At 61.8% G+C, this 22,677-nt stretch carries 25 protein-coding genes; 13 read left to right on the forward strand and 12 right to left on the reverse strand.

Annotated elements, in window-relative coordinates:
• The first annotated feature begins 96 nt into the window (after window positions 1-96).
• Entirely contained in the window at window positions 97-2,796 is a 2,700-nt protein-coding gene (locus AC1Q6C_RS07845; protein ID WP_492666483.1) for a helix-turn-helix transcriptional regulator, read from the forward strand.
• A gap of 14 nt (window positions 2,797-2,810) precedes the next feature.
• On the forward strand, window positions 2,811-3,632 hold the full coding sequence (locus AC1Q6C_RS07850; protein WP_492666484.1) for a hypothetical protein: 822 nt from the start codon (window positions 2,811-2,813) through the stop codon (window positions 3,630-3,632).
• On the opposite strand, the gene AC1Q6C_RS07855 is transcribed toward AC1Q6C_RS07850, so the two are convergent.
• The 3 genes from AC1Q6C_RS07855 to AC1Q6C_RS07865 are packed head-to-tail and all read right to left on the reverse strand — an operon-like array spanning window position 3,624 to window position 6,709.
• Window positions 3,624-5,324, reverse strand: coding sequence for a SulP family inorganic anion transporter (locus AC1Q6C_RS07855; protein ID WP_492666485.1), 1,701 nt, complete (start codon window positions 5,322-5,324; stop codon window positions 3,624-3,626). The genes AC1Q6C_RS07850 and AC1Q6C_RS07855 overlap by 9 nt on opposite strands.
• On the reverse strand, window positions 5,321-6,034 hold the full coding sequence (locus AC1Q6C_RS07860; protein ID WP_042451601.1) for a GAP family protein: 714 nt from the start codon (window positions 6,032-6,034) through the stop codon (window positions 5,321-5,323). The genes AC1Q6C_RS07855 and AC1Q6C_RS07860 overlap by 4 nt, the downstream gene beginning before the upstream one ends.
• 15 nt (window positions 6,035-6,049) lie before the next feature.
• Window positions 6,050-6,709: a GAP family protein gene (locus tag AC1Q6C_RS07865; RefSeq protein WP_007730384.1), complete on the reverse strand. Its 660-nt coding sequence runs from the start codon at window positions 6,707-6,709 to the stop codon at window positions 6,050-6,052.
• A gap of 258 nt (window positions 6,710-6,967) precedes the next feature.
• Here AC1Q6C_RS07865 and AC1Q6C_RS07870 point away from each other — a divergent pair, with 258 nt between their 5' ends.
• A complete protein-coding gene (locus tag AC1Q6C_RS07870; protein WP_003943015.1) occupies window positions 6,968-7,180 on the forward strand; it encodes a DUF8691 family protein in 213 nt (70 codons plus the stop codon).
• Between the two features lie 95 nt (window positions 7,181-7,275).
• Here AC1Q6C_RS07870 and AC1Q6C_RS07875 read toward each other — a convergent pair whose 3' ends face one another.
• Window positions 7,276-7,692: a DUF7144 family membrane protein gene (locus tag AC1Q6C_RS07875; RefSeq protein ID WP_003943077.1), complete on the reverse strand. Its 417-nt coding sequence runs from the start codon at window positions 7,690-7,692 to the stop codon at window positions 7,276-7,278.
• Window positions 7,693-7,837: 145 nt separating this feature from the next.
• Here AC1Q6C_RS07875 and AC1Q6C_RS07880 point away from each other — a divergent pair, with 145 nt between their 5' ends.
• Window positions 7,838-8,311 carry an SRPBCC family protein gene (locus AC1Q6C_RS07880; protein WP_492666486.1) on the forward strand — a complete coding sequence of 158 codons (474 nt, stop codon included), beginning with the start codon at window positions 7,838-7,840 and terminating at the stop codon, window positions 8,309-8,311.
• Window positions 8,312-8,365: 54 nt separating this feature from the next.
• On the opposite strand, the gene AC1Q6C_RS07885 is transcribed toward AC1Q6C_RS07880, so the two are convergent.
• Both AC1Q6C_RS07885 and AC1Q6C_RS07890 read right to left on the reverse strand, forming a co-directional pair.
• Window positions 8,366-9,037 (reverse strand): cation efflux transmembrane domain-containing protein, encoded by a 672-nt coding sequence (locus tag AC1Q6C_RS07885; protein WP_492666487.1) that lies wholly within the window; start codon window positions 9,035-9,037, stop codon window positions 8,366-8,368.
• Window positions 9,037-9,381, reverse strand: coding sequence for an ArsR/SmtB family transcription factor (locus tag AC1Q6C_RS07890; RefSeq protein WP_007730375.1), 345 nt, complete (start codon window positions 9,379-9,381; stop codon window positions 9,037-9,039). The genes AC1Q6C_RS07885 and AC1Q6C_RS07890 overlap by 1 nt, the downstream gene beginning before the upstream one ends.
• Before the next feature lie 124 nt (window positions 9,382-9,505).
• On the opposite strand from AC1Q6C_RS07890, the gene AC1Q6C_RS07895 reads away from it, so the two are divergent.
• Window positions 9,506-10,276 (forward strand): acyl-[acyl-carrier-protein] thioesterase, encoded by a 771-nt coding sequence (locus AC1Q6C_RS07895; protein WP_003943026.1) that lies wholly within the window; start codon window positions 9,506-9,508, stop codon window positions 10,274-10,276.
• Here AC1Q6C_RS07895 and AC1Q6C_RS07900 read toward each other — a convergent pair.
• Window positions 10,267-10,863 (reverse strand): CHAP domain-containing protein, encoded by a 597-nt coding sequence (locus AC1Q6C_RS07900; protein WP_030536161.1) that lies wholly within the window; start codon window positions 10,861-10,863, stop codon window positions 10,267-10,269. The two genes, AC1Q6C_RS07895 and AC1Q6C_RS07900, sit on opposite strands and share 10 nt — an antisense overlap.
• 131 nt (window positions 10,864-10,994) lie before the next feature.
• On the opposite strand from AC1Q6C_RS07900, the gene AC1Q6C_RS07905 reads away from it, so the two are divergent.
• From AC1Q6C_RS07905 to AC1Q6C_RS07920, 4 genes are all read left to right on the forward strand, one after another.
• Window positions 10,995-11,510: a toxin-antitoxin system HicB family antitoxin gene (locus tag AC1Q6C_RS07905; RefSeq protein WP_161120533.1), complete on the forward strand. Its 516-nt coding sequence runs from the start codon at window positions 10,995-10,997 to the stop codon at window positions 11,508-11,510.
• Between the two features lie 65 nt (window positions 11,511-11,575).
• On the forward strand, window positions 11,576-12,451 hold the full coding sequence (locus AC1Q6C_RS07910) for a DUF4097 family beta strand repeat-containing protein (protein ID WP_492666488.1): 876 nt from the start codon (window positions 11,576-11,578) through the stop codon (window positions 12,449-12,451).
• Between the two features lie 14 nt (window positions 12,452-12,465).
• On the forward strand, window positions 12,466-13,407 hold the full coding sequence (locus AC1Q6C_RS07915; RefSeq protein ID WP_492666489.1) for an ATP-binding cassette domain-containing protein: 942 nt from the start codon (window positions 12,466-12,468) through the stop codon (window positions 13,405-13,407).
• Window positions 13,404-14,195: an ABC transporter permease gene (locus AC1Q6C_RS07920; RefSeq protein WP_054780764.1), complete on the forward strand. Its 792-nt coding sequence runs from the start codon at window positions 13,404-13,406 to the stop codon at window positions 14,193-14,195. Before AC1Q6C_RS07915 ends, AC1Q6C_RS07920 begins: the two co-directional genes overlap by 4 nt.
• On the opposite strand, the gene AC1Q6C_RS07925 is transcribed toward AC1Q6C_RS07920, so the two are convergent.
• Both AC1Q6C_RS07925 and AC1Q6C_RS07930 read right to left on the reverse strand, forming a co-directional pair.
• On the reverse strand, window positions 14,150-14,944 hold the full coding sequence (locus AC1Q6C_RS07925) for a 2-phosphosulfolactate phosphatase (protein ID WP_050655014.1): 795 nt from the start codon (window positions 14,942-14,944) through the stop codon (window positions 14,150-14,152). The two genes, AC1Q6C_RS07920 and AC1Q6C_RS07925, sit on opposite strands and share 46 nt — an antisense overlap.
• 12 nt (window positions 14,945-14,956) lie before the next feature.
• Window positions 14,957-15,784: a transglutaminase domain-containing protein gene (locus AC1Q6C_RS07930; protein ID WP_492666490.1), complete on the reverse strand. Its 828-nt coding sequence runs from the start codon at window positions 15,782-15,784 to the stop codon at window positions 14,957-14,959.
• Between the two features lie 88 nt (window positions 15,785-15,872).
• On the opposite strand from AC1Q6C_RS07930, the gene AC1Q6C_RS07935 reads away from it, so the two are divergent.
• Entirely contained in the window at window positions 15,873-16,886 is a 1,014-nt protein-coding gene (locus tag AC1Q6C_RS07935; protein WP_251014730.1) for an ABC transporter substrate-binding protein, read from the forward strand.
• Here the strand turns inward: AC1Q6C_RS07935 and AC1Q6C_RS07940 are convergent.
• Window positions 16,861-18,153 (reverse strand): MFS transporter, encoded by a 1,293-nt coding sequence (locus AC1Q6C_RS07940; RefSeq protein ID WP_492666491.1) that lies wholly within the window; start codon window positions 18,151-18,153, stop codon window positions 16,861-16,863. The two genes, AC1Q6C_RS07935 and AC1Q6C_RS07940, sit on opposite strands and share 26 nt — an antisense overlap.
• Before the next feature lie 132 nt (window positions 18,154-18,285).
• On the opposite strand from AC1Q6C_RS07940, the gene AC1Q6C_RS07945 reads away from it, so the two are divergent.
• A complete protein-coding gene (locus AC1Q6C_RS07945) occupies window positions 18,286-19,407 on the forward strand; it encodes an endonuclease/exonuclease/phosphatase family protein (protein ID WP_075834751.1) in 1,122 nt (373 codons plus the stop codon).
• On the opposite strand, the gene AC1Q6C_RS07950 is transcribed toward AC1Q6C_RS07945, so the two are convergent.
• Window positions 19,378-20,457: an alpha/beta fold hydrolase gene (locus AC1Q6C_RS07950; protein ID WP_492666492.1), complete on the reverse strand. Its 1,080-nt coding sequence runs from the start codon at window positions 20,455-20,457 to the stop codon at window positions 19,378-19,380. The genes AC1Q6C_RS07945 and AC1Q6C_RS07950 overlap by 30 nt on opposite strands.
• Window positions 20,458-20,563: 106 nt before the next feature.
• Between AC1Q6C_RS07950 and AC1Q6C_RS07955 the strand changes: the two genes are divergently transcribed.
• A complete protein-coding gene (locus AC1Q6C_RS07955) occupies window positions 20,564-21,166 on the forward strand; it encodes a TetR/AcrR family transcriptional regulator (protein WP_003942861.1) in 603 nt (200 codons plus the stop codon).
• Here the strand turns inward: AC1Q6C_RS07955 and pip are convergent.
• The gene (gene pip / locus AC1Q6C_RS07960) at window positions 21,154-22,113 is read right to left on the reverse strand and encodes a prolyl aminopeptidase (RefSeq protein WP_492666493.1); all 960 of its coding nucleotides are present in this window, start codon (window positions 22,111-22,113) and stop codon (window positions 21,154-21,156) included. The two genes, AC1Q6C_RS07955 and pip, sit on opposite strands and share 13 nt — an antisense overlap.
• Before the next feature lie 101 nt (window positions 22,114-22,214).
• Here pip and AC1Q6C_RS07965 point away from each other — a divergent pair, with 101 nt between their 5' ends.
• Complete coding sequence (locus AC1Q6C_RS07965) at window positions 22,215-22,673, forward strand: hypothetical protein (RefSeq protein WP_003942982.1); 459 nt, start codon at window positions 22,215-22,217, stop codon at window positions 22,671-22,673.
• Window positions 22,674-22,677 lie beyond the last annotated feature (4 nt).

The following is a 22,677-nucleotide window of genomic DNA, read 5'->3' on the forward strand; positions in this document are numbered from 1 at the left end:
ATTTGGTGTCCGAATTGGGTAGTTTCACATCATCTAACTCGTTCAAAATTTCGATCCAGCGGTCACGTCCAGTGCAGCCAGTCGAACAGGAGTCGGATGAGCAGCCCATTTCGTGATGCCGCTGCAGTAACGCTCGACGCGTCTCACCGCGTCGGGCAAGCGCACGTGCCAGGCGCCGCACTCAACGGTCGTTTTCACCCGCCAACTGCCGTGAAAGGACTGGTCGCGCGTCCGCGCCTGCACCGCAAACTCACCGCATCCACTGCCACCAAAGGCTCAGGCCCCGGGCCTGTCGGGTTGCTCTCGGCTCCGGCCGGTGCGGGGAAGACCCTACTTCTGGCCGATTGGGCTCGCGAATATTCCCGAGCCTCCCCTGATGTTGCGCTGGCCTGGCTGACGTTGGCCGAGCGCGACAACAACGTGTCGATACTGTGTGAATCCCTCGCCGAGGCGATCGCGACCTCCGTCGATGCGGCCGGCCAGAGGCTCCCCGTGCAGACCGGATCCAGGCCGCCCGTCGAGCAGTGGCTCGCGCACTTTGCGGAAACCCTCGAAACGCACGAGCGCCGAACAACGTTGATCCTCGACGACGTTCACACCCTCCACGATCCGATGTCGATCGGTCTCCTCGATCGGATACTCACACAGACCCCGGGCAACCTGTCGATTATCGTTGCCGCCCGCTACGAACCACCGCTCACGTGGCATCGTCTGGCTCTCGACGGCCGACTCACCCGCTTTGCATCCACCGATCTCGCTTTCGATCGCTCCGAGATCACCGCGATATTCGGCGAGTACGACATCACGCTGCGCGACGACGAACTCGCAATCGTCGAGAACTTCACCAAGGGGTGGGGCGCCGTTGTTCGCCTGACCGCCGCGTTTCTGGCCGGCCGCAGTGACATCGGCGATGCACTGAACGAGTTCACGCACACACCCCGCCCGATCGCCGACTTTCTCGTCGACGAGGTACTGACGTCCTTGCCCGAACATGTCACCTCGTTCATGTTGCGAACATCGGTAGTCGATTCTTTCTCCGCCCAACTGGCGGAAACTCTGACGGACTCGAACGCTCGATCCGAGATCGACTCGCTGATTCAGTTCAACTTCCCCGTGACCCGTACCGACTCCGCCGACCACACAACGTGGTTCAGCTATCACCCTCTCTTGCGTGAGCACCTTCGGGCAGAGTTCCGTCGCGTCGATCACGTCGAGAGAAACCGCGTACACCTGCAAGCAGCAAGCTGGTTCGAAAGCAATCACTTCGAACTCGAGGCGCTCGAACTCGAGGTGTCGATCGGAGACCCATGCCGCATTCTCGCGTTTCTCGAACGCTGCGGGCTGGGCCTCGTACTCGACGGGCACTGCGGGGACGTCGTGCGAGTCCTGGAATCGGTGTCGACGCAGGTCTCGGAATCCCCGATCACCCGACTGGTGCTGGCGGCGGCCGCCCTCCATTCCGGTGACGTGACCTCGGCGACCACGTGCCTCGATCTTCTCGAGGCAACTCATCCACCGATTGCAGAAGATCCATTGTTCCTGGCGATGAGCCTGGAAATCTCCTGCGTTACGGCGACTTCCGACAACGAGCCGCTGGCGGCACGTCTGGAGCGGCGTCAGAAAAGCACCCACTCCGACATCGAAGCCTACGCACACATGGAATTGGCGACGGCACACTTACTGCGACGTGAGTTCGACAGGGCGACTGTCGAATACACTCAAGCCGTCGCACTCGGGACAATACGGGGCAGGGCGCGATTCGTCTTGAAGTCGCTGACCGGACTGGGCTACGTAGCTTCTCTCAGCGGAGACATCGGGGCGATGAGGGCTCACTCCGTCTACGCTCTCGACTACGCGGTCGAACATCGCATCACGACGACTGCGGAGTACGAGTTGTCCGCGTCGGTGGCCGCCTTTGCCACATATCTCTGCGCTTCGAGCGAACTCCCGTACCGCATCCCGACAATCGGAAACTACCGGAGCACAGACGTTCTCGGCGCCAGCGCGCCGGTGTTCGGGTGGCACTCCGTCGTAACCTTCGGCCTTCACAGTCTCGACGGCTCGACCGACCGACGCTCGACCGCCGCCGATGTCCGCGACGCGATGCTCAGCGCGATCGAATTACGTACCTTCGCGTTCGCGACCTTGGCTCTTCTACCACCCGTCGTCCACGCATGCCTTTCCGTCGGCGAGGTGGAATGGGCAGCGAGACTCGTGCGTGACGCAGCCGATCAATTCGGAGAAACGTCGGAGATACATCTCGCACGGGGTGCCGTCGCCTTCTCGTCCAACAAGTTCGCGGAAGCACTCGTCGAAGTTTCCGAAGCTCTCGGGTCCTCCGAAATCCCGTTGCTCGCACATCACGTCTACGCCTGGACACTCGAAGCCGGGATCCACGCTGCAACAGGTCACGAGCGCAAGTCGTTTCGCTCCCTCCACAAAGCGCTGCGCGCCGCGGAAGCCGGTAGCCTGCTACGCCCCTTCCTCGACTACGGCGCATCCCTGCGGCCGGTGTTCGACGAGTTCAGTGGACATTTCGGCGATCAGGAAGCATTTGCCGAACAGGTACGTAGCCGCATTCGCCCACAAGAATTGGTGAGTGCACCGATCCTCACGCCAGGCGAATACACCGTGCTCCGTGAACTGGCTTCCGGAGACACCACCGAGTCCATTGCCGACACGCTGTTCCTTTCCGTCAACACCATCAAGACGCATCTTCGCGGGATCTATCGCAAGTTGGAAGTGAGCAACCGACGCGACGCGCTCAAGGCTGCGCGACGCGGCGGACTCATCTGAGCAAGACTGCTTCCATGCCCCCGAAGCTGTATTCCGATACGCGCGATCGATTGACCGTGTGGGCGAGACGTACACCCAGTCGACGGTTGGCGACTGATGCAACCATCGGGGTCTTCGAAGTCGGGCTCGTGGACAGCGCCATGACTTTGGCGGCCCAGGCCTTTACGTCATTGCTCCCGGTCATGATTGCAGCGTCGACCTTGGAGAAGCTGAAGCCGTTGGCTGATGCCGCCAAAGACGACCTCGGCGTCCAACTCCCCGACACCGTATTGACCAGTACCTCTGCCGCGGCAGCGTTCGGGATTGTCGGCTTGCTCATGCTGCTGATCAGTTCCACGTCCTACGCTCGCGCTCTCGGCCGGATGTACGGACGGATCTGGAGCGTGCCGACGGCAACACTCCGTCAGGCGTGGCGGTGGTTCGCGGTAGTGTGCGTCGTGGCCGCGTCGGTGGTCGGTGCGGCCCTGTGCCGTGAACTGAATGGCGTTCCGGGAGTGGGCAGAGTCCTGGAATTCACAGCGGTCTACGTCGTGTGGGCACTCGTGTGGACAGCCGTGCCCATGCTGCTGACGGCCAATCGCATGACCACTCGAATGTGCGTCGGGTCAGGATTGCTCACCGCGACGGGCCTGACCGGACTGCACGTGGCCGGCACTCTTTTCCTCCCCCGAATGACAAAGACGTCGCAGGACGAGTTCGGTCTTCTGGGCGTGATGTTCACCGTCATCGGCTGGCTGTTCATCTTCTCGGCCATCGTGGTTGTCGCGTCGTCGATCGTCGGATCAGTGGCCAAAGATTCCGGTCCCCTGGGAATCTGGCTACGGACATCACGCTGAGGTGTTGTCTCGACCTGCAAGCGCTTGCGAGACGGTCGGATAGACGTCGACCTTCAGCGCGCCCTGGTCGGCACCGGACAGAACGTCGCGGAACTGCCCGATGTCGCGTGCCACTCGGAAGCTCACATTCCTGCGTGCCAACGAATCTCGAAGCTGAGCCAACATCTGCGCAGCGCTGACGTCGATGAACGGTGACGTCTCGGCGTCGAGAACGACCATGGTGGTGCCGGCGGTCACCCGACCGGTGATCTGATCACGCACGTGATCGGCATTGGCGAAGAACATCCCCGCTTCGACCCTGACCACTACGACGCCGTCGAGTGTCTTCAGATCAGGATGCCCACTGATGTCGACCCAGCGCGTGCCGTCCTTGGCCAGAGCGGCCACGTGCGGTTTGGAGACCCGATACAGGAGCAGCAACATCGAGACGGCGATTCCGATGATCAGACCGGGCAACGTGTCGAAGAGGAGAACCCCGAACATCGCCGCGATCGCCGCCGCGAAATCGGCCCGGGCAGCGTGCCCGTAGATACTGCCCAACCTCTTCGTCCACACCCGGTACAGCGCTGCGAGGGAGGAGAAATCGACCAGTTCGATCACTGCTGCGATGACCACAGCCGAGAGCGTCGCCTCTGGCAACTTCTCGAACAGGCCGGTGAGAAACAGCAGTGTCACCAGCGTCAGCGCCGCGACCACCAGTCCGCTGACCTGAGATTTGGCGCCCGCTCCTCCGTTGACGGCGGTCTTCGACAGGCTGCCGTTGACCACCATTCCCGAGCAGAGACCCGATCCGAGATTGGCCGCACCCAGTCCTGCCAGTTCACGATTGGCGTCGATGGTGTAGCCGGCTTTGGCCGCGTATGTCTTTGCAGCGCCAAGACCTTCGGCGAAACCGATGAGCAGAACGCCGACCGCAGGTCCGACCAGGTCGAGGTAGTCCTCGGCTCCCACACCACTCGGCAGACCCATCGACGGCAGGCCCGAGTCGATGTGTCCGACAATGTCGATGCCACGATCGTCGAGGCCGAACAACGCTACTGCGGTAATGCCCAGCAGCACGACGAGGAGCGAACCCGGTACGAGCGGAAGCCATCGCTTGACGCCCAGGACCATTGCCAGGCTGAGCAATCCGATGATCACGGTCGGTAGGTCGACCTCACCCAGTTCCTTCACCACTGTCCACGTCTGGACGAAGAAGTTTCCCTCCCCCTTGTCCACGCCCAGGAGTTTGGGTACTTGACCGATGATGATCGTGAGCGCCAGACCGACGATGAATCCCTTGAGAACCGGCTCGGAGATGAAGGACGCGATGAATCCGAGGCGCATGAATCCTGCGAGCAGTCCGACGAGCCCGGTCACGATCGCCAATGCCGCCGACAGCGCGATGAATCGGCCGTCGTTTCCTGAAGCCAATGGCGCAATCATCGCCGCGGACAACGCTGCGGTCGCCGACATCGGCCCGACGATCAGATGGCGCGAACTGCCGGCTGCTGCATACAGAATCAATGACGGAACCGCAGCATAAAGCCCGACCACCGGCGGAACTCCGGCGATGGTGGCGTACGCGAGCGCTTCCGGAACAAGGACAGCCCACACCGTAAGGCCCGCAATGATGTCGGGGCGAAGCCAAGCGCGTTGATAGTCGGACAACGATCCGAAGACCCACCAGGTCCGCGTGTGCGGAGCACTCATAGTCCTTGCACCCCTTTACTGATCTGCATCGCCGCGATCAGGACGAGGAGCCCGACGTTCAGCAAGTGCGTGTTGGTGGCTATCCAGGTGCGGATCTTCAGCAGCGGTTCGGTTGCCTCGTCCTTCTTGATCAGCAGGAGGGCAACAGGTACCGCGACCGAGGTCACGGACACCAACGAGAAGATCACGGCCGAGACGATCTGCGACGTCGGTGCCACGGTGCTGAGACGAAGGTTCATCGCTGCTGCGATGGCACACGACATGTCGATGGGGTTGAGAACGAACAGCGCGAAACCGAGCACACCGGATCGCATTGGTTGGAAGTGCTCAACCGATTGCAGCATCTTCGGCAGCTGAGGGGCCGCAGCCACAACGTCGCCAGGGGCAACTGCAGCCGCCATCGCCTGAACCCCGCGACGACTGCGTGAGTAGACGAACCAGGCACCCGCCAGCAGAGTTGCCCCGAGAACGAGATGGATGATGGGCACCCACAGCGGAGGGTGTGTGCGCTGATGAACCTGGAGTGCGGTCAAGATGACGTACGAACCGGCCAGCGCGACAACTATTCCGAGATACCACCCGATCAGGTACGCAATGCTGTTGATACGCGCTCGTTCGGAAAACAGTACGGCCACAACGGCGACAACCGCCAGCGGGCTCATGATGATCCCGAGCGCCAGCGGGATCTGTTGCAGTAGCAGCGATCCCATAACTACCTCCAGTTGTCAGAGACCGCCGATGCCCTTGCCGATGAGAACAACACCGATAACCAGGATCAACACACTCATCACCGTGGCGTTGTTTTCCTGCAACCACACCTTCAGCTTGGCCAGCGGACCACGCAGTCGCTCCGCGGCAACGAGGTAGCCGATCACGGGCACGCACACTGTGCAGGCCGCGATGATCGTGAAAACCAGAATGGCGACAACAACTTCTCCGGAGCCCAATGACGCGGATCCGATCGAGATTCCGGCCGCGATACACATCATCAGATTCTTCGGATTGATCGCAGCCAGAGCGAAGCCCAAGCCGAGGCCTTTGACAGCGGTCATGTCATCGATGGCGTGCATCCACTTCGGGGTTTCGTGCTCGCCTCCGCGTCCGCGCCATTGCTTGACTCCGAACGCAAGAAGCAATACACCCAACGCCAGCTTGATCCACGACACTGTCGCTGACGGATCACCTTCGGAGTCACCGAGCTTGCTGGACAGAAGCACGAAGATCACGGTGGCGACGACGATTCCCAGTATCCAGCCCAGCGCGAACCCGACGCTCGTGCTGCCGGCACGCTTGGACAACAACATCAAGATTGCCGCGATGATCGGGATCGGCGATACCGCAACGCCGACCGCGAGGGGTAACAGATCCCCGATGACAGATCCCATGCCGACCTCTTCTCTCTCCCGGTCGACACTAGGGGTGGCGACTCTACGGAGCCTCACACAAAAGGGATGAACGGACCCGCGACGACATTCACCCGTAGGGGATGACGCCCCGAGCGCGTACGGGAGTAAGACTGGATCCCACGGATGCGGAGTCCTGGATCGGGCAGCGACGCCGATTGCACTTGACGACATGCGATTTCGAGGCTCGGAGCGCTGCCTTCTCGAACCTCATGGCCCTACGAAATGGAGCGGATACTGATGAATGCTCCCACTCGGTATCAATTCCTCATCGACGGCGAAGTGTCGGACCGCGTCAAGGCCGCATTTCCTGAACTCAGTGTCGCCAGTGCCGCCGGCGGGTTCACCAGTTTGTACGGACCCGTCGCGGACCACACGGCTATGCGGAGCATCATGGCCCGTCTCGATTCCCTCGGCCTGACCGTCGCCGAAATGCGTCGACTCCCAGACTGATCCGAGCCACACCCTGTCGAAATGTCCCACGCACGAGCGATGGTCCCGACCGAGTCGACTCGGTCGGGACCAACTGCTCTCGGGTTGTTCGGTGCCTAGACTCTGTCCCTGTCCCAGGTCGCGACCGCCCAGATCACAACGACATCGAGCGCGATGACCAGGATCGACCACAGTGGGTAATACGGCATCCACAAGAAGTTGGCGATGATCGAGAGCGACGCAATGACGATTGCCGCCGCCCTGGCCCACACTGCACCGGTGAAGAGGCCGAGGGCCACCACGATCCCGATGATGCCCAAGATGATGTGGATCCAACCCCACGTCGTGATGTCGAACTTGTACGTGTAGTTGATACCCACGACAAACAGATTGTTGTCGGCAACGGCCGCGATGCCCTGAAGCAGAGCGACAATGCCTGCGGTGAGCAGCAGGATTGCTGCTGCAAACGTCGTACCTACCGCGAAACCCTGCCGGACAGGGTGATTCGCGGGTTCCCGCGGTGGAGCAGTCATCAGCGTTCCTTTCGACAGAATGCACTTCCCTTACTCAGTCTCGAGGGGCTGGAAGGCGAAAACATCACCCGTCGCGGATGAACCGCAGGTCACCGACCCGTACCCGCTTGCCGGGATCGCAAACCAATGTTGGCAGACTGGCACTGTGCAACACACCGTAGTCGTGATCACCGATATCTATGCTCCACCGGCGGTGATCTTCGATCTCGAACTCGACATGGACGAACACTCGGCCTCGCTCCGCGCAACAGATGAGGTGGCAGTCACGAGTACGGGTAGATCGACGCTGGGAGAGGGCGACGAGGTGTCGTTCACTGCTCGGCATCTCGGGTGGAGATTCTCGATGACAAGCCGGATCACGCAGTACAACCGTCCGTACTCGTTCACAGACGAGCAGGTCCGCGGCCCGTTTGCCGCAATGCGGCACGAGCACGTCTTCGACGTTCAGCCGGGTGGGTGGACGCGGATGCATGACCGCTTCACGGTTACGGCCCCCTTCGGGGCGCTCGGACACCTGGCACTGAGGTTGGCTGTCGGCCCGTATCTGCGGCGCCTTCTCGAGCAACGCGCCGCGCACGTCAAGGGCCGCGCAGAAGTCGGCACGCCTTTCATCGAGTGAACACCCGCTCTGACGCACCGCAGGGGGTGCTCACTCGACAAAACCTGTGTTCACTCAGCAGCAGTCGCACTCGTCACCGCTCGCGGGCGCAGCCACAACCGGGCAGCACGGATCACCCTTCCACGCGTTGATGCCTTCTTTCACCGAGATGACGGCGATGACCAGTGCCGCAATCGGATCCGCCCACGACCAGCCGAGCAGCGAGTTGAGCAGCAAACCGACCAACAAGACAGCAGAGAGGTAAGTGCAGAGCAGCGTCTGCTTCGAATCCGCGACCGCCGACAGCGAACCCAACTCCCGACCGGCTCGGCGTTGCGCATAGGACAGGGCCGGCATGATCGCCAAACTCACCGCAGCCAATACTATTCCGACGCTCGTGTGCCGAGCTTCACCCAGACCGAACAGCGACCGAATCGCGTCGAACGAGACGTACGCAGCGAGCCCGAAGAACGAGAATGCGATCACTCGCAGTGCCGTCTTCTCACGGCTCGTCGGATCCGGCGCCGAGAACTGCCAGGCAACAGCTGCCGCCGAGGACACTTCGATCACCGAATCGAGGCCGAAACCGAACAGTGCTGCGGACGACACTCGTGTGCCCTCCGCCAGCGCGATGATCGCTTCGACGACGTTGTAGCTGATCGTGATCGCCACGAAGATGCGAATTCTTCTCGACAAGAGCGCACGCCGGTCAGTCGAGAGCCCGACACCGTCAACGGGCGCAACCATCAGCAGCACCCCTCTGATTCGCTGTCCGGGCAGTACGACGGATCCACCGCGAGTACGACCCCGAGCAGGTCGTCGAGGGCCCGACCGATATGTACATCGGCGAGTTCGTATCTGGTCCGGCGCCCTTCCGGGACGGCCACCACCAAGCCACAACCGCGCAGGCACGCCAGATGGTTGGACAGCTTCTGCCTGGTCACAGCCAGCGTTTCAGCGAGGTCGGACGGATACCGCGGTGCGGTCTTCAGTTCGAGCAGTATCCGTGTCCGAGTCTCGTCGGACAGTGCATGCCCGAACCTCGCAAGCACCGCCACGTTGGTCACCACATCTACGCCCTCGATATCCATACGTGCGACAGTACATCGAAAACTGGATTCAGAAAACGATGAACTCCGATGGTTCAAGATCCCACCATCGGGTAACGCAAGCGTGAAGCCACCCAACCAGGCGAACACCGGGAGCCCACATCCGATGAACCGTACAAAAGTCGACGACCACGTAGCGATGGCCGAACTACCGACAACCGGAAGCATCTTCCAGGCCTCGTGGCCGGTGCGTACGGGTGACATCCACACCGACAAACAACTGCGCCTCGACGCGATCGCGCGCTACCTCCAAGACGCGGGCTTCGACAATCTCGTCGACCGCGGCGCCATGGATACACACCCGCTGTGGATGGTACGAAGAACGGTGATCGATGTACTCGAACCGGTCGTCTGGCCGGATCGAGTTCACCTGCAGCGCTGGTGTTCAGGCCTGTCGAACAAGTGGTGTTCGATGCGAGTTCGCATCAGATCCGATGGCGGCGGGTTGATCGAAACCGAGGCGTTCTGGATCAACATCGACCCGAAGACGGGAATGCCGGCATCCATCAGTGAGAAGTTCACCGCCGCCCTGGCATCGACGGCCGTGGACCAGCATCTTCACTGGCGTCGGTGGATCGACCCGACCCCGGACACGACGCCGTCAGCGGATACGCCGTTCCCGTTGCGCTCGAGCGATTTCGACCCCTTCGATCACGTGAACAACGCAATCTACTGGCAGCCCGTGGAAGATGCGCTGCCCGACAGATTACGAAGCGGGCCCTTTCGCGCGATCCTCGAGTACACCCAGCCCATCAAGAGAGGTGAGCAGGTGAGCGTGCGAACCGGCACGAACACGCTGCACATCGACGCCGGTGACGAGGCACGTGCGTCGGCGCGGTGGTTCGCCTTGTCTCCGAAGAGCAACGATCAGGGGTGAAGTTTTCCGAATCCCACGACGGCAGAGTCGGATTGCCAGTCCAGGTCATGAACCCGCACCTTGCCGAACTCGTTGCCGCCAACCGTGATCGCAGAGTTGCCGTCCACTGCCACAACGATGTTGGTGTGCTGACCGACCCATCTCGAACTGTCGTAGATCACCACATCACCCACGTTCGGGGTGTACCCGCTGCCGTTCTCGGCGTACGCGCCGATCCCTTGGTAATACTCCTGCAAGGTGTACACCCCCGGGATGCGCCAACTTCCGGAGTTCGGGTTGGACAACGGTCGACCCGCTTCCCTCATGATCCAGCTGACGAAGTCGGCGCACCACTCTTCGTCGATGCCGTCGGAATAGAAGGTGCCCGGACGGTCCTGCTCATGCTCGGATTGCAGTAGCTCGAGCACCCGACCTTGATCAGACGTGAGCGCACTCGCGTCCACCGCCGGGAACTCAGCCGTGTCCCAGGGCAGGTACCGCGATGGTGCGATCGCGACGACCACCACCCCAACCACGATCACGACGCCGAGCACCCCGGCAATCCAGAGCACGATGCGGCGTCGGCGGTTCGATTCGGCAGGACTCACCCTTACGAGTGTGCCAGCCTGCCGCGGACCGAATCGCCAACCACCCCGATGACCTGGCAATTCTCACCAAATTCACACGAATGTGCCACCAAACTATTGCGGTGGCACCAAAGTGGTGCCATAGTGATGCCATGGACTTGACACCGTACGTAGACAACCTTCGCCACGAACTCGCGGTGGCGGCCGAAGCAGGCGGAGAAGACGCAAAGGCACTCGCCGATCGTTTGACCGCACCGCTGGAATCAGCAGTGCGACTCACCCTTCTCGACGCATTGTCTGCGGCAGCCGCCGAGATCACGCGTGACCTCGCCCCGGGTTCGGTGGACCTGCGTCTGCGGGGTCGCGAACCCGAATTCGTGGTGGCACCAGCCATCAGTGAACCGGCTCCGGCCCCCGTCGAAGAGGACCCGACTCCGGCACCGCGCCCCGTCACGGAGTCCGACGACGCCTCGATGACTCGAATCAACCTGCGGCTGGGGCAAGACCTCAAAGACCGGATCGAGGCGGCGGCCCGGGAAGCCGGGATCTCCGTCAACGCGTGGCTGGTTCGCTCGGCTGCAACGGCTCTGGAAGGCGGCGCGAACAGAAGCACTCCGAGACAGCGCACGTCCCAAGGTTCCGAAAGCTTCAGCGGCTGGGTGCACTGACACCGGCTTCATCTTTCGCACCACCCTCTTTCATCAACCGAGACAACCTCATCGGGAGTATCACCATGCCTACATTCAGCACACCTGACCCCATCACCTTGAACTTCGACGTGGCAGTCGCACACATCCGGATCACGGCGAGCAGCCGCAACGACACTGTCGTGGAAGTGTTGCCCAGCAACTCGTCTCGCGAGGTCGACGTTCGAGTCGCCGAACAAACACGCGTCGAATTCGCAGGTGGCCGGCTGCAGATCAAGACTCCGAAACAGCGCGGCCTCGGCATCTTCGGGAAGACAGGATCTGTGGACATCTCCGTTCAGCTTCCCTCCGGCTCGGAACTCGAAGGCACTGCCGCAGTTGCCAACCTCCGTAGCGAAGGCACTCTCGGACGATCACGGGTGAAGGTTTCCGCGGGCGATTGCACACTGGAAACCACCGGGCCGCTCAACATCAGCACCGGGGCCGGCGCGATCATCGTCGAGCACGTGGCCGGTGACATCGACACGAGCACCGGGTCCGGAAGCATCCGCATCGGCCGCGTCGACGGCAACGCGGAGGTCAAGAACTCCAACGGCGACATCAACATCGGCACGATCACCGGCGCACTGAAGGCGAAGACCGCCAACGGAAGCGTCGCCGTCGAGCATGCCGAATCCGATGCGAGCGCCGCAACCGCCAACGGCGACATCCGCTTCGAGGCCATCGAGAGTGGAGTCGTATCCGCCAAGACGGCCGCCGGACGAATCCATATCGGTGTTCGATCCGGAACCGCCGCGCGATTCGACGCTCATACGTCCTTCGGCCGCGTCGACAACCAGATGAATGCCACGCACGGTCCGGCTTCCACTGAACGCCGGGTAGACGTCCGGGCACACACCAGTTACGGCGACATCGTCATTCGACGTTCGGAGCCTCGAGAAGAATCCAACAAGAAGATCTAGCGAAAGGAACGCTGATGTCCCGTAAACCAGCCATCACCGCGACGGGCCTGAAGAAGGCCTACGACGACAAGACGGTACTGGACGGAATCGACATCTCCGTCGACCGCGGAACCGTCTTTGCACTCCTCGGCCCCAACGGCGCCGGCAAGACCACCATCGTGGAAATCCTCTCGACCCTCGTTCCCGCAGACGGCGGCGACATCCGCATCGCCGGGTACAACCCTTCCGACGATCCCGACGCGGTGCGTTCGCGCATCGGCGTCACCGGGCAGTTCTCAGCAGTCGACGACTATCTGTCCGGTGAGGAAAACCTTCTCCTCATGGCCGACCTGCACCATCTCGGCAAGGACGAACGTCTAACGCGCACTGAAGAACTCCTGAAGAAGTTCGATCTGATCGACTCCGCGGACAAGCTGGCGTCGACCTACTCGGGCGGCATGCGTCGACGGCTCGACCTGGCAATGACGTTGATCGGACGACCGGAGATCATCTTCCTGGACGAGCCCACCACCGGCCTCGACCCCCGGAGCCGACGCACCATGTGGCAGATCATCCGGGAGTTGGTCGAGGGCGGTGTCACCATCTTCCTCACGACCCAGTACCTCGAGGAAGCTGATCAACTGGCCGACCACATCGCCGTCCTCGATCAGGGACGGATCGTCGCCCAAGGTACGGCAGCGGAACTCAAACGGCACATCCCCGGCGGCCACATTCGTCTTCACTTCTTCGACCGAGATCAGCTCGATTCTGCTGCAGCTGTTTTCGACGAATCTTCACGTGACGATGCCGCCTATGTCCTCCAGGTCCCCAGCGACGGGGGTGTCCGCTCGCTGCGCTCTCTTCTCGACCAACTCGACGCTCACTCGATCGACGTCAAGGAACTCTCCGTGCACACACCCGACCTGGACGACGTGTTCCTGACTCTGACCGCCACCGAAAGGACCGACGCGCGATGACCACCATGACGCTTGCCTATCAGGACTCGAAAACCATGCTGCGTCGCAGTATTCGACACATCCTTCGATATCCGTCGATGACGGTGATGCTCGTCGGAATGCCAGTCGTTTTCCTACTGCTGTTCGTCTACGTGCTCGGCGGAACGCTCGGGAACGGCCTCGGCCCCGGCGGTGGCGGTCGAGCCGAGTACGTCAATTACGTTGCACCGGCGATCATTCTGATGACCGTGGCATCAGCGGCACAAGGTACTGCTATCTCCGTCGCAACCGATATGACCGCCGGGATCATTGCACGATTCCGAACGATGGCGATCACGCGCACGTCCGTCCTGACCGGTCACGTTCTCGGCAGCCTCCTTCAGACGATCGTGAGCCTCGTTGTCGTCATCGCCGTAGCGATAGCCGTCGGCTTCCGGCCCACTGCAGGCTTCGTGGAGTGGGCCGCGACGTTTGCACTCCTCGTCCTGGTCTCCATCGCCATGATCTGGTTGTCGGTCGCCTTCGGCCTCGTCAGCAAGAGTGTCGAGACGGCCAGCAACCTTCCAATGGTGTTGATCCTCTTGCCGTTCCTGGGAAGCGGCTTTGTCCCCACCGACTCGATGCCGACCGTGTTGCGATGGTTTGCCGAGTATCAGCCGTTCACTCCGATCATCGAGACTCTTCGAGGACTTCTTCTCGGCGAAGCTATCGGGAACAACGCGATACTCGCGATCGGATGGTGCGTCGCAATCACCTTCCTCTCCTACCTCTGGGCGCGGAGTTTGTTCAACCGACGCCCGGTGCGCTGACCTCGAAACACACGATCTTCGAGAACAGGTACGGTGTCGCTGTCGTCGAGTTCCGAGGCGATGGCGACGTCGTGTGGAAACCCCATGACGATCAACTCGCGCCCTGAGGCGCAGTCCCGTAACCGTTCCTCGTACGAATCCGACACCGCCGTCCAGGCAGTCGCCGCCATCTGCGCCTCGGGCGATGGGGACCCTTCCCAACCAGTCGCGGTCAACGCCGTGACAACCGCACCGGCGCCCCACAGATCCTCCACCGCCGGACGCAACTCTCCACCGGGCCACTTTTCACCGGACGCGACTATCGCAACCCTCGATCTCGAACCATGTTCGTGCACAATCCAATCCGCGACGGCGGAAGCGTTCCTCAACGAAGCGCCGACACACACCGCAACCTGAGACGCCAACGCAAACGCGATAGTCGACCCGTTCGGCGACGGCAGCACCAGCCGACTCGACACCTCGGCTTCGCGAATCGTCTTGGGAGACAGACTGATCTGACCCTCCGCGGCTACGCTCCGCCTCACCGCCAGGACCGCATCGGCATCACGCGCGTAATCGACCGCGCGCTCGTCGTTCCAGGAAAAGGGAAGTACGTCGATTCCCGCGTCGGCGGCAACGCTCAGCGTCGTCGTGAACGAGAGAACGTCTACCACCACTGCCACATCGACGCCGGCAGCAATCGCTTCGGCGCCGCGCAACCCCCAGTCGAATCGAAGTCCGTAATCGAGTTGGCGATGCTCCGGATTCATCGCACCAGCATCTCAGAAACGAATCAGCTTGTCCGGCACGCGCAAGTCATCGTGCTCGTACAGTGCTCGCACGGCAACGGGATCGTCGGCGGCGCACACCGCGGCGACATCGTCCAACAGTAGGTCGTAGTCGGCGCCTGTCTTTCTGTCGTAGGCGGCCGTCATACGACCCCACTCGTCCCACGGCAGAGTTTCGACCTTGTTCATCGCGGCAAGATCCTTCACTGCGTTGCCGCGGATCTCGGCAGGCCCCCAGTTCTCGGTGCCGTACACCCCGAACTGGGACCCGTCGATAACGCCGCGTCGATACGCCAGCCACGCCTCACCACCACTGAGGAATTCTCCCGGCTGCAGGTTATGGGCGTGAGGAAGGACGTTTTGTCCGAGGATCTCCGAATCGATGCGGATCCACCGCTTGCCGGCGTCGTCCCAGTACTCGGTGATCCAGTGGTCCACGCCCTGTCCCGGTTGAAAGTAGGTGGCAAAACCACAGCGGACGCGAGCGGCAATTCCGCGATAGCGCGGAAACGCACAACTCAAAACAGCAAAGTGCCGACAGGTTCCGACGAGCCGCTTGTCGGGTTCACGGGCGGAGGTCACCGGTGCCGGATCGAGCGCAAGCAGGCGTTGAAGCAGAACGCTTGCCGGCCGGATCTGGTTTTCGTCGAATCGGTCGGTGGGCAGATTCAGCGACCGTGCATCGGTGGGTTGGACCACCAGGTACGGCACTACCCGGCATATTTGCATGGGGTCGGTGGGGAGCGACTCGAGGGCGAGCATGTCCACCCCGTCGATGCGGGTGAACGGTCCTGCTGATGTGTAGTCGAGAACCGCCGTCATGGGCGGAGGTTAACAAACACTGCCGACACAGCAACTCCACTATGGTTAGGGTCCCATAACCATGAAACCCGAGGTTGCCGTGAACCCTATGTTGAGCCGCCGTGCCATGCTGTCCGTCACCTTCGCAACAGCAGCCGGTTTCGCCCTTGCTGCCTGTGGCGACAGCGCGAAGGACGAATCCTCTCCCGGCACCGAAGGTGCTCACGCCGAGGCCAACGCCTTCCCTGTGACGATCGACCACAAGTTCGGCTCCACCACCATCGAGCAGGCACCCAGCCGCATCGCAGCGGTCGGTATCGGCGACGCGGACGTTTTGCTTTCCCTCGGGCTGACGCCCGTCCTGGTCCCGGTGTGGAAGGGATCGACCGACGACGGAATCGGCGTCTGGGCCGACTCCGCAGTCCAGGGCGCCGAGCCGACGCCATTGGCCAACGCCACCACCGATTTCGACATCGAAACGATCGTGGCTGCAGCGCCTGACCTGATCATCGCCGTCAACAACGCGATCGACGAGGATCTGTACAAGCAGCTCAGCGCCATCGCGCCGACGGTGCTGCACGCCGCCGATCAGACGGATTGGGTTCTGCCCTGGCAGGAAGTCACGACCCGCATCGGTACGGCTGTGGGCGTTCCCGCGCAGGCAAAGAAGGAGGTCCAGGAAGTCGAAGACCTCATCGTTCGCACCCGCGCGGAGAACCCCCAGTTCGAAGGCAAGACAGCAGCTCTCGTCATTCGCTGGAGCGACGGAAATCTGCGAGCGTTCAGCCCCGAGGCAGCGCGGGCTCAGCTGCTCACGCAATTGGGATTCACGGCGCCTGCCGCACTGAAGGATCGGTTCGCGGGCAAGCTGAACTACGAGATCTCCGCCGAGAACTACGACCTCCTCGAGTGCGACTACCTGCTCTTCGACAACTACGAGAAGGCTCGCGCCGAGATGGAGTCGCAGCCGGCGTTCACCAATCTGAACGTGGTCGAGACCGGAGGCCTGATCAGCTTGGACCCCATCGTCAGTGACGCGGTGTCCATGCCGAACCCACTCACCATTCCGTTTGTGCTGGAAGATTTCGTCGCAAAGATCAATCAGACGATCGCTGGTCGATAACTTTCGTTCGGCCTGACCACACCCACAACACCACAGCCGACACGGCCACGCAGAGCGCAACGAACACCCATGGTGACGCCGGCGCTGCGTGGCCGTTGTCGACGAGGTCGTACACGAATCCGACTCCCACGGTTCCCAGGAGCGCGAGCAGACCGCCGATCGTGTTGAGCATGCCGAAGTGCGCTCCGAGGTTGCTTTCACGACCGAGGATCGCGATGGTGTCTCGCATCGGCGGCACCATCAACATCTGTCCCAGGTGCAGCAGCCCGATCCACACCGCCAGACCGACTATCTGCGTCGACGCCGAAGCTGCGGAGTCGACGCCGGTGACCAGCGGAACCAGGAACGACACCGAAATGAGCACAAGCCCGAAGGTGATCGCGCGCCGATGCCCGATGCGGTGGGCAACCGCGACCGTCGGTCCCTGCCCGACGATCACCAACACCGCCGCGCCCACGTAGAACCATCCCAGCGCCGACTGCGAACCGATTCCGCGCTCGAGCTGTTCCGGAAGCATCAGGTACAGCTGGCTGTACGCAACCAGCTGAAAACTGCAGAGCGTCGCGAAGAGCAGAAAGTTGTTGTTGGTCAGGACACTTCGCCAGACGTCGCGCAGCGTATAGGTCGACACCGGGCCGTCGTGGGCATCGCCCGGTCGGGGGAACCAGATGAAGAACCCGACCCACATGATCGCGAAGAGCAACGCGGCGCTCGACGCCGTCCACGAGAACGGAAACATCAGGAGAGCAGCTCCCAGCGCCGGACCGATCACTGTTCCCAGGCGGCTGCACATCTGTTCCACTGCAAACAAATCGGTACGACGCATAACTCCGGCGGACTCGAGTTCGCGTCCGTACTCCGCGTTGGCCGACTCCACTGCGGGCGCGAAGAGCGCGGCAGCAAAGCCGACCAGGAGCACGCCGACGATCACGGCGCTCATGCTTTCTGCCAGACCGAGCATCAGAAAACCGACTACACGAACGGCTATGCCCAGCAGGATGATCGGACGCTTGCCGAACCTGTCGGCGAGGCTTCCACCGATGAAGAACATGCCCTGCTGACTGAACATCCGCAATCCGAGGACCAGGCCGACAATCCAGGCCGCAAATCCGAGGTCCTCCGAAAGGTGCACCGCCAGAAAGGGGACAACCAGATAGAACCCGATGTTGAACAGCACCATCGAGAGGAGGAGCAGCTTCACCACCGGCGGCAGGACACGAACCTTCGCGAAGGTCTTGTTACCGGGGAAACGCTCACTGAGTACCACGATCAGAAGACTATTGCCCGCACGGCGTTCTGTGGAAATCTGCCATTTTACAATTGGTTAACTGTCCGTTTAGGTAGCGATGGTAATTATCTTCCGGGGGTTCGAGCACACGACAACGAGAGCCGGGATTTGATGAATGGATTGACGCGCCGCCAGATGGTCAAGGCGATGGCGGTAGCCGCGGGCACAGTCACCGCGAGCGCATTTACATTGGGTGCCAATACCTCCGTCGCGGGGGCGAGCCCCGCGCAGGAGATCAAAGTGCTCTCCCTCAACACCTGGCACGGCGGAACCAAGATCAACGGTGGCCTGCAGCTGATCGCCGACATGATCATCTCGACACAGGCGTCGATAGTTCTCCTGTCGGAAGCCGGCACTGCGACAACTGCATTGGCGGACATGCTGACCAAATCAGGAACCACCTTCTACGGAGCAGCGTCCTCCGACGTGGGGATTCTCTCCAAGTTTCCGATCGAGGAAACAGCCGACCTGAACTCGATGATCAAGGCAGTCGTGACGGTCGACGGCAAACAAATCGCCGCCTACTCGGCACATCTGGCCTACACGTCCTACGCGACGTATCTACCGCGCGGATACGGCGCGGGTGTTCCCAAGCCCGGAGAGTTCTCCGAGTTCGGCTGGAACAAGATGCCGTCCGGTCCGGTCACGGACCCCGAGACGGTTCAGCGCGTGAACATCAATTCGGGACGACCCAAGGCAATTTCGACGTTCGTCGACGATGCGGCAAAAGAACGGGCCAAGGGCAGATCCGTCATCCTCGGTGGCGATTTCAACGAACCGTCGGCCCTGGATTGGACCGACGGCACGCGAAATCTGTTCGACCACAACGGTGTAGTCGTTCCTTGGGAATCCACCCGCCTGCTCGACCAAGCCGGATTCGTCGACGCTTACCGCAGTAAGTACCCGAACCCGGCCACACACCCGGGCTTCACCTGGCCGTCCGACAATCCCGACGTCGACACCTCACAGCTCACCTGGGCACCCGAGGCAGACGAACGCGATCGGATCGACTACATCTTCGCCGATCGCGCTTCCGACCTGAAGTTGGGATCTGTCGGGATCATCGGCCCGCGAAAGACGATCGTGCACAACAAAAGAGTGGAGGAGAACTCCCAGGACAACTTCATCGCTTCACCGACGCCGTGGCCGACCGATCACAAAGCCGTTCTTGCGACGTATCGTTTTGCCAGCTTCGGCGGCGGATCATCTACCGGTTCGTGGAGCGGTTCCTGACAGGGCATCTCGTAGCCAGTCGATCATCATCGGCGTCAACTCGGACAGCTTGGTCACTGCGCAGTGCCCCGCATCCGGGATGACGTGTACCTGCGTGTTCGGGCGCTCCTCGAAGAGAGTGGTGTCCGAGAGCGGGATGTGAACGTCGTCGGCCCCGTTGACCACAAGCATCGGGGTCCGGCCGTCGTCGGCGGTCATCAAGACACTGCGATCGAAAGCACGGAGACCCTGTACCAGCGCCTCTTTGGTTGCCGGGGCATCGAAACCCAGTGCGTTTCCGACGATGTCACCCATGCCGTAGACCAGGCGCTCCGCGTTCGCGGTCTCGAACGCGCCCTTGACCGGGGCGCCGATGTTGATCACCGCATCGACGGCGCCGGTCAACCCCGACCGCACGGCGAAGTTGCCACCGAAGGAGACTCCCAGGTGTGCCACCTGGCCATTGCCGAGGGCGCGAGCCGTCGCCACCAGTCCGTCGATCACCTCGTCACCGAAAGCGTCGAGAGGAACCGGTGATTCACCAGTTCCCGGCTGGTCGAAGGCAACAACAGTCACTCCGGCGTTCTTCGCGAACGCACTGACCAACGGATGCATGTCCATCTTCCAGCCGTCGACGCCGCCGCTGAGCAACAGGGCGGGTGCATCCTCGTACCTTCCGTCCACGGAGAGAATGTGTACCGGTAGCTCGATCTCGCCGGATCGGTAGGGCAGGGACAGGATTCGACGCTCGAACTCGAGCCCGAATCCCGGTGCTGCCTTGACGTATTCGTCCACCTGATTCTGCAGGGCCCGGCGCCGCGAATCGTTGGCCAGGACGGGGAACTTGGCGATTCCGTAGATCATCGCCGCGAGTGAATGATTGCCGTCGGCGGAGTACTTTGCTGCCAACGCCGACCACTCGTACGACCAACCACCCGGCGCGTCGGCCCAGGTCGAGTGGATGGACGCGCGCAGTTCCTCGAGATCCGAGACGGGGAGCCCGAAGCTCAGAAACTGTCCTGCGCGCTCTTCGAAGAGGCCTCGGTGATCGACAGGAAATTCGTATGACATGGGAAAACACCCCTCAATTCATCTCTAATGCAACGATAAGTTGCATTAGCTCAGTGAACCACGTGCCTCCAGCTAACACAACACCTTGTTGCGATAAGGTTGGCTCATGACTTCGACACCACAACGGCCCGGAGGGCGTAGTGCCAGGGTGCGCGAGGCCGTCCTGGCAGCCACGGCGGCCGAATTGTCCGAACGCGGATTCGCGGCGATGACTATCGAGGACATAGCCGCCCGCTCCGGAGTCCACAAGACCACGATCTACCGGCGGTGGAGCACGCTGTCCCAGTTGGTGGCCGACGCGGCGATCGAGGTATCGGCAACCACCGTCCCCATCCCGGATACCGGTTCCATCGAATCCGACCTGCGCGAGATGGCCAGATCGATAGTCGCACTGGTGACCAGCGAGTCGGGCGGCGCGTTGGTGGCTGCACTGTTCTCCGACGCGGTCCGCACGCCCGAGGTCGCGAGACTCAAGCGCGAGTTCTATTCCGCACGTTACGAACTGGCAGACATCGTCGTTCGCCGAGCAGTCGAGCGCGGGGAGATCTCCGAGAAGGTCTCGGCCGCTGATCTTCTGGCGGCCGTCGCCGCACCCATCTACTATCGCCTGCTGGTCGCCGATCTACCCGTCGACCAGTCGGTTGCCGATCGTGCTGCTGCCGGCGCGCTCGCTGCGGCCCGCGCCGGGGCACTCGATCAGGCCGAATGAGCCAGTGAATTCAGCGCTTCCACGATTGCCTCGTTGAATCCGCTGCCGCCATGCCCGGCGCCGTCGAGTACCACCAACTCACTACCCGGCCAACGCCGGTGGATCGCCCAGGCAGTGTCGAGTGGCCCGGAAATGTCATACCGTCCGTGCACGAGAATCGCGGGAATCTCAGCGAGACGGTCCATTCCGTCCAATATCTGATTCGGCGCCAGGAAGCAGTCGTTACCCCAGTAATGCGTAACCAGCCTGGTCATCACCCGGCGGAAGTCCGGATTCTGGTATCGAACACTCGGAGTCCACCCCGGCATCAGCGACACGTGCACGTCTTCCCAACGGCACCACTGCAACGCGGCATTCTCGCGCACAACAGGATCCGGATCGGCAAGCAGTCGCGCGTACGCCGCGGGGAGGTTTCCGTCACGCTCGTCCACCGGCAACGGCGCCACGAACTCTTCCCATTCACGCGGAAATACCCGGCCCATGGCACGGGTGATCCACTCGATTTCGACCCTCGTCCCGCCGGTGATCGCGCCCAGGGCCATCGCTTGCACCCGCGCGGGAAACGCCTGCGCGTACACCAGACCCAAACTCACGCCCCAGGAAAGTCCCGTCACGATCCATCGCTCGATACCGAGATGCTCACGAAGACGCTCGATGTCTTCCACAATGTGCGCCGTGGTGTTCACGGTCAGATCGACGTCCGGACTGCTCGCTAGCGGAAGACTGCGCCCACAGCCTCGCTGATCGAACAGAACTGCGCGAAAGACTTCGGGATCGAAGAAACGCCTGGCGCCGACAGCGCATCCCGAACCAGGACCGCCGTGGAGGTAGAGAACCGGAATGCCCGCCGGATTGCCGACTGTCTCCCAGTAGAGACTCTGACCGTCCGCCACTTCCAACAGCCCCGACTCGTACGGCTCGACGGGCGGGTACAGGACAGCAGTCATAGGCGGTGATTCTTCCATCAAGCTGCCTACTCGAGTAGGCAGCACGCGGCCGAGCAATGGCCTAGCGTGGACAGGACACCACTGCGACGGGAGTACACCAGATGCGTGATGGGTTCAGGTTGCCGGGATACGGCGGCGCCGCAGTCTTCCTTCGCAGTCATGCGGTTCCCGCCACTGTCTTCGAATCCGACGTGCCCACACTCGTTTTCGACGTCGGACTGCTCAGCCCCGACCGCTTCAATCAGTATCTCAGCCGACATACGGACGACGGATTCGTCGAACGGCTGGCGGCGTTCTTCTTTCACGCGGCCGCAGACTTCCATCCCGAGAAATCGCTTCCGGCGTTCACCGACGAACGACTCGGGCTGATGATCTCGGTCTGTTCCAGCACCGATCGAGAGGTGGAACTCGACTTCTCACTCGCCGAGGATCCCGAATCGGAGGACACCGAACGCGACGAGATGACCTTCGAGACAAGCCGAGTCGTCCTCGCGACCTCGGCGCAGACGGTTTCTCGACTGACCGGTGGAGTAACCACCCACTTCGACGGGGAGTTGTAGAGAC

Source organism: Rhodococcus sp. MT28, from assembly GCF_058792695.1.

What these genes read in the sequence shown, in the direction of transcription:
- AC1Q6C_RS07910 (WP_492666488.1), top strand. Translation starts at nt 11,576, where the DNA reads ATGCCTACATTCAGCACACCTGACCCCATCACCTTGAACTTCGACGTG.
- AC1Q6C_RS07935 (WP_251014730.1), top strand. Translation starts at nt 15,873, where the DNA reads ATGTTGAGCCGCCGTGCCATGCTGTCCGTCACCTTCGCAACAGCAGCC.
- AC1Q6C_RS07895 (WP_003943026.1), top strand. Translation starts at nt 9,506, where the DNA reads ATGAACCGTACAAAAGTCGACGACCACGTAGCGATGGCCGAACTACCG.
- pip (WP_492666493.1), bottom strand. Translation starts at nt 22,113, where the DNA reads ATGACTGCTGTCCTGTACCCGCCCGTCGAGCCGTACGAGTCGGGGCTG.
- AC1Q6C_RS07965 (WP_003942982.1), top strand. Translation starts at nt 22,215, where the DNA reads ATGCGTGATGGGTTCAGGTTGCCGGGATACGGCGGCGCCGCAGTCTTC.
- AC1Q6C_RS07865 (WP_007730384.1), bottom strand. Translation starts at nt 6,709, where the DNA reads ATGGGATCTGTCATCGGGGATCTGTTACCCCTCGCGGTCGGCGTTGCG.
- AC1Q6C_RS07875 (WP_003943077.1), bottom strand. Translation starts at nt 7,692, where the DNA reads ATGACTGCTCCACCGCGGGAACCCGCGAATCACCCTGTCCGGCAGGGT.
- AC1Q6C_RS07885 (WP_492666487.1), bottom strand. Translation starts at nt 9,037, where the DNA reads ATGGTTGCGCCCGTTGACGGTGTCGGGCTCTCGACTGACCGGCGTGCG.
- AC1Q6C_RS07950 (WP_492666492.1), bottom strand. Translation starts at nt 20,457, where the DNA reads ATGTCATACGAATTTCCTGTCGATCACCGAGGCCTCTTCGAAGAGCGC.
- AC1Q6C_RS07905 (WP_161120533.1), top strand. Translation starts at nt 10,995, where the DNA reads ATGGACTTGACACCGTACGTAGACAACCTTCGCCACGAACTCGCGGTG.
- AC1Q6C_RS07945 (WP_075834751.1), top strand. Translation starts at nt 18,286, where the DNA reads ATGAATGGATTGACGCGCCGCCAGATGGTCAAGGCGATGGCGGTAGCC.
- AC1Q6C_RS07925 (WP_050655014.1), bottom strand. Translation starts at nt 14,944, where the DNA reads ATGAATCCGGAGCATCGCCAACTCGATTACGGACTTCGATTCGACTGG.
- AC1Q6C_RS07850 (WP_492666484.1), top strand. Translation starts at nt 2,811, where the DNA reads ATGCCCCCGAAGCTGTATTCCGATACGCGCGATCGATTGACCGTGTGG.
- AC1Q6C_RS07860 (WP_042451601.1), bottom strand. Translation starts at nt 6,034, where the DNA reads ATGGGATCGCTGCTACTGCAACAGATCCCGCTGGCGCTCGGGATCATC.
- AC1Q6C_RS07855 (WP_492666485.1), bottom strand. Translation starts at nt 5,324, where the DNA reads ATGAGTGCTCCGCACACGCGGACCTGGTGGGTCTTCGGATCGTTGTCC.
- AC1Q6C_RS07955 (WP_003942861.1), top strand. Translation starts at nt 20,564, where the DNA reads ATGACTTCGACACCACAACGGCCCGGAGGGCGTAGTGCCAGGGTGCGC.
- AC1Q6C_RS07890 (WP_007730375.1), bottom strand. Translation starts at nt 9,381, where the DNA reads ATGGATATCGAGGGCGTAGATGTGGTGACCAACGTGGCGGTGCTTGCG.
- AC1Q6C_RS07845 (WP_492666483.1), top strand. Translation starts at nt 97, where the DNA reads ATGAGCAGCCCATTTCGTGATGCCGCTGCAGTAACGCTCGACGCGTCT.
- AC1Q6C_RS07920 (WP_054780764.1), top strand. Translation starts at nt 13,404, where the DNA reads ATGACCACCATGACGCTTGCCTATCAGGACTCGAAAACCATGCTGCGT.
- AC1Q6C_RS07870 (WP_003943015.1), top strand. Translation starts at nt 6,968, where the DNA reads ATGAATGCTCCCACTCGGTATCAATTCCTCATCGACGGCGAAGTGTCG.
- AC1Q6C_RS07930 (WP_492666490.1), bottom strand. Translation starts at nt 15,784, where the DNA reads ATGACGGCGGTTCTCGACTACACATCAGCAGGACCGTTCACCCGCATC.
- AC1Q6C_RS07915 (WP_492666489.1), top strand. Translation starts at nt 12,466, where the DNA reads ATGTCCCGTAAACCAGCCATCACCGCGACGGGCCTGAAGAAGGCCTAC.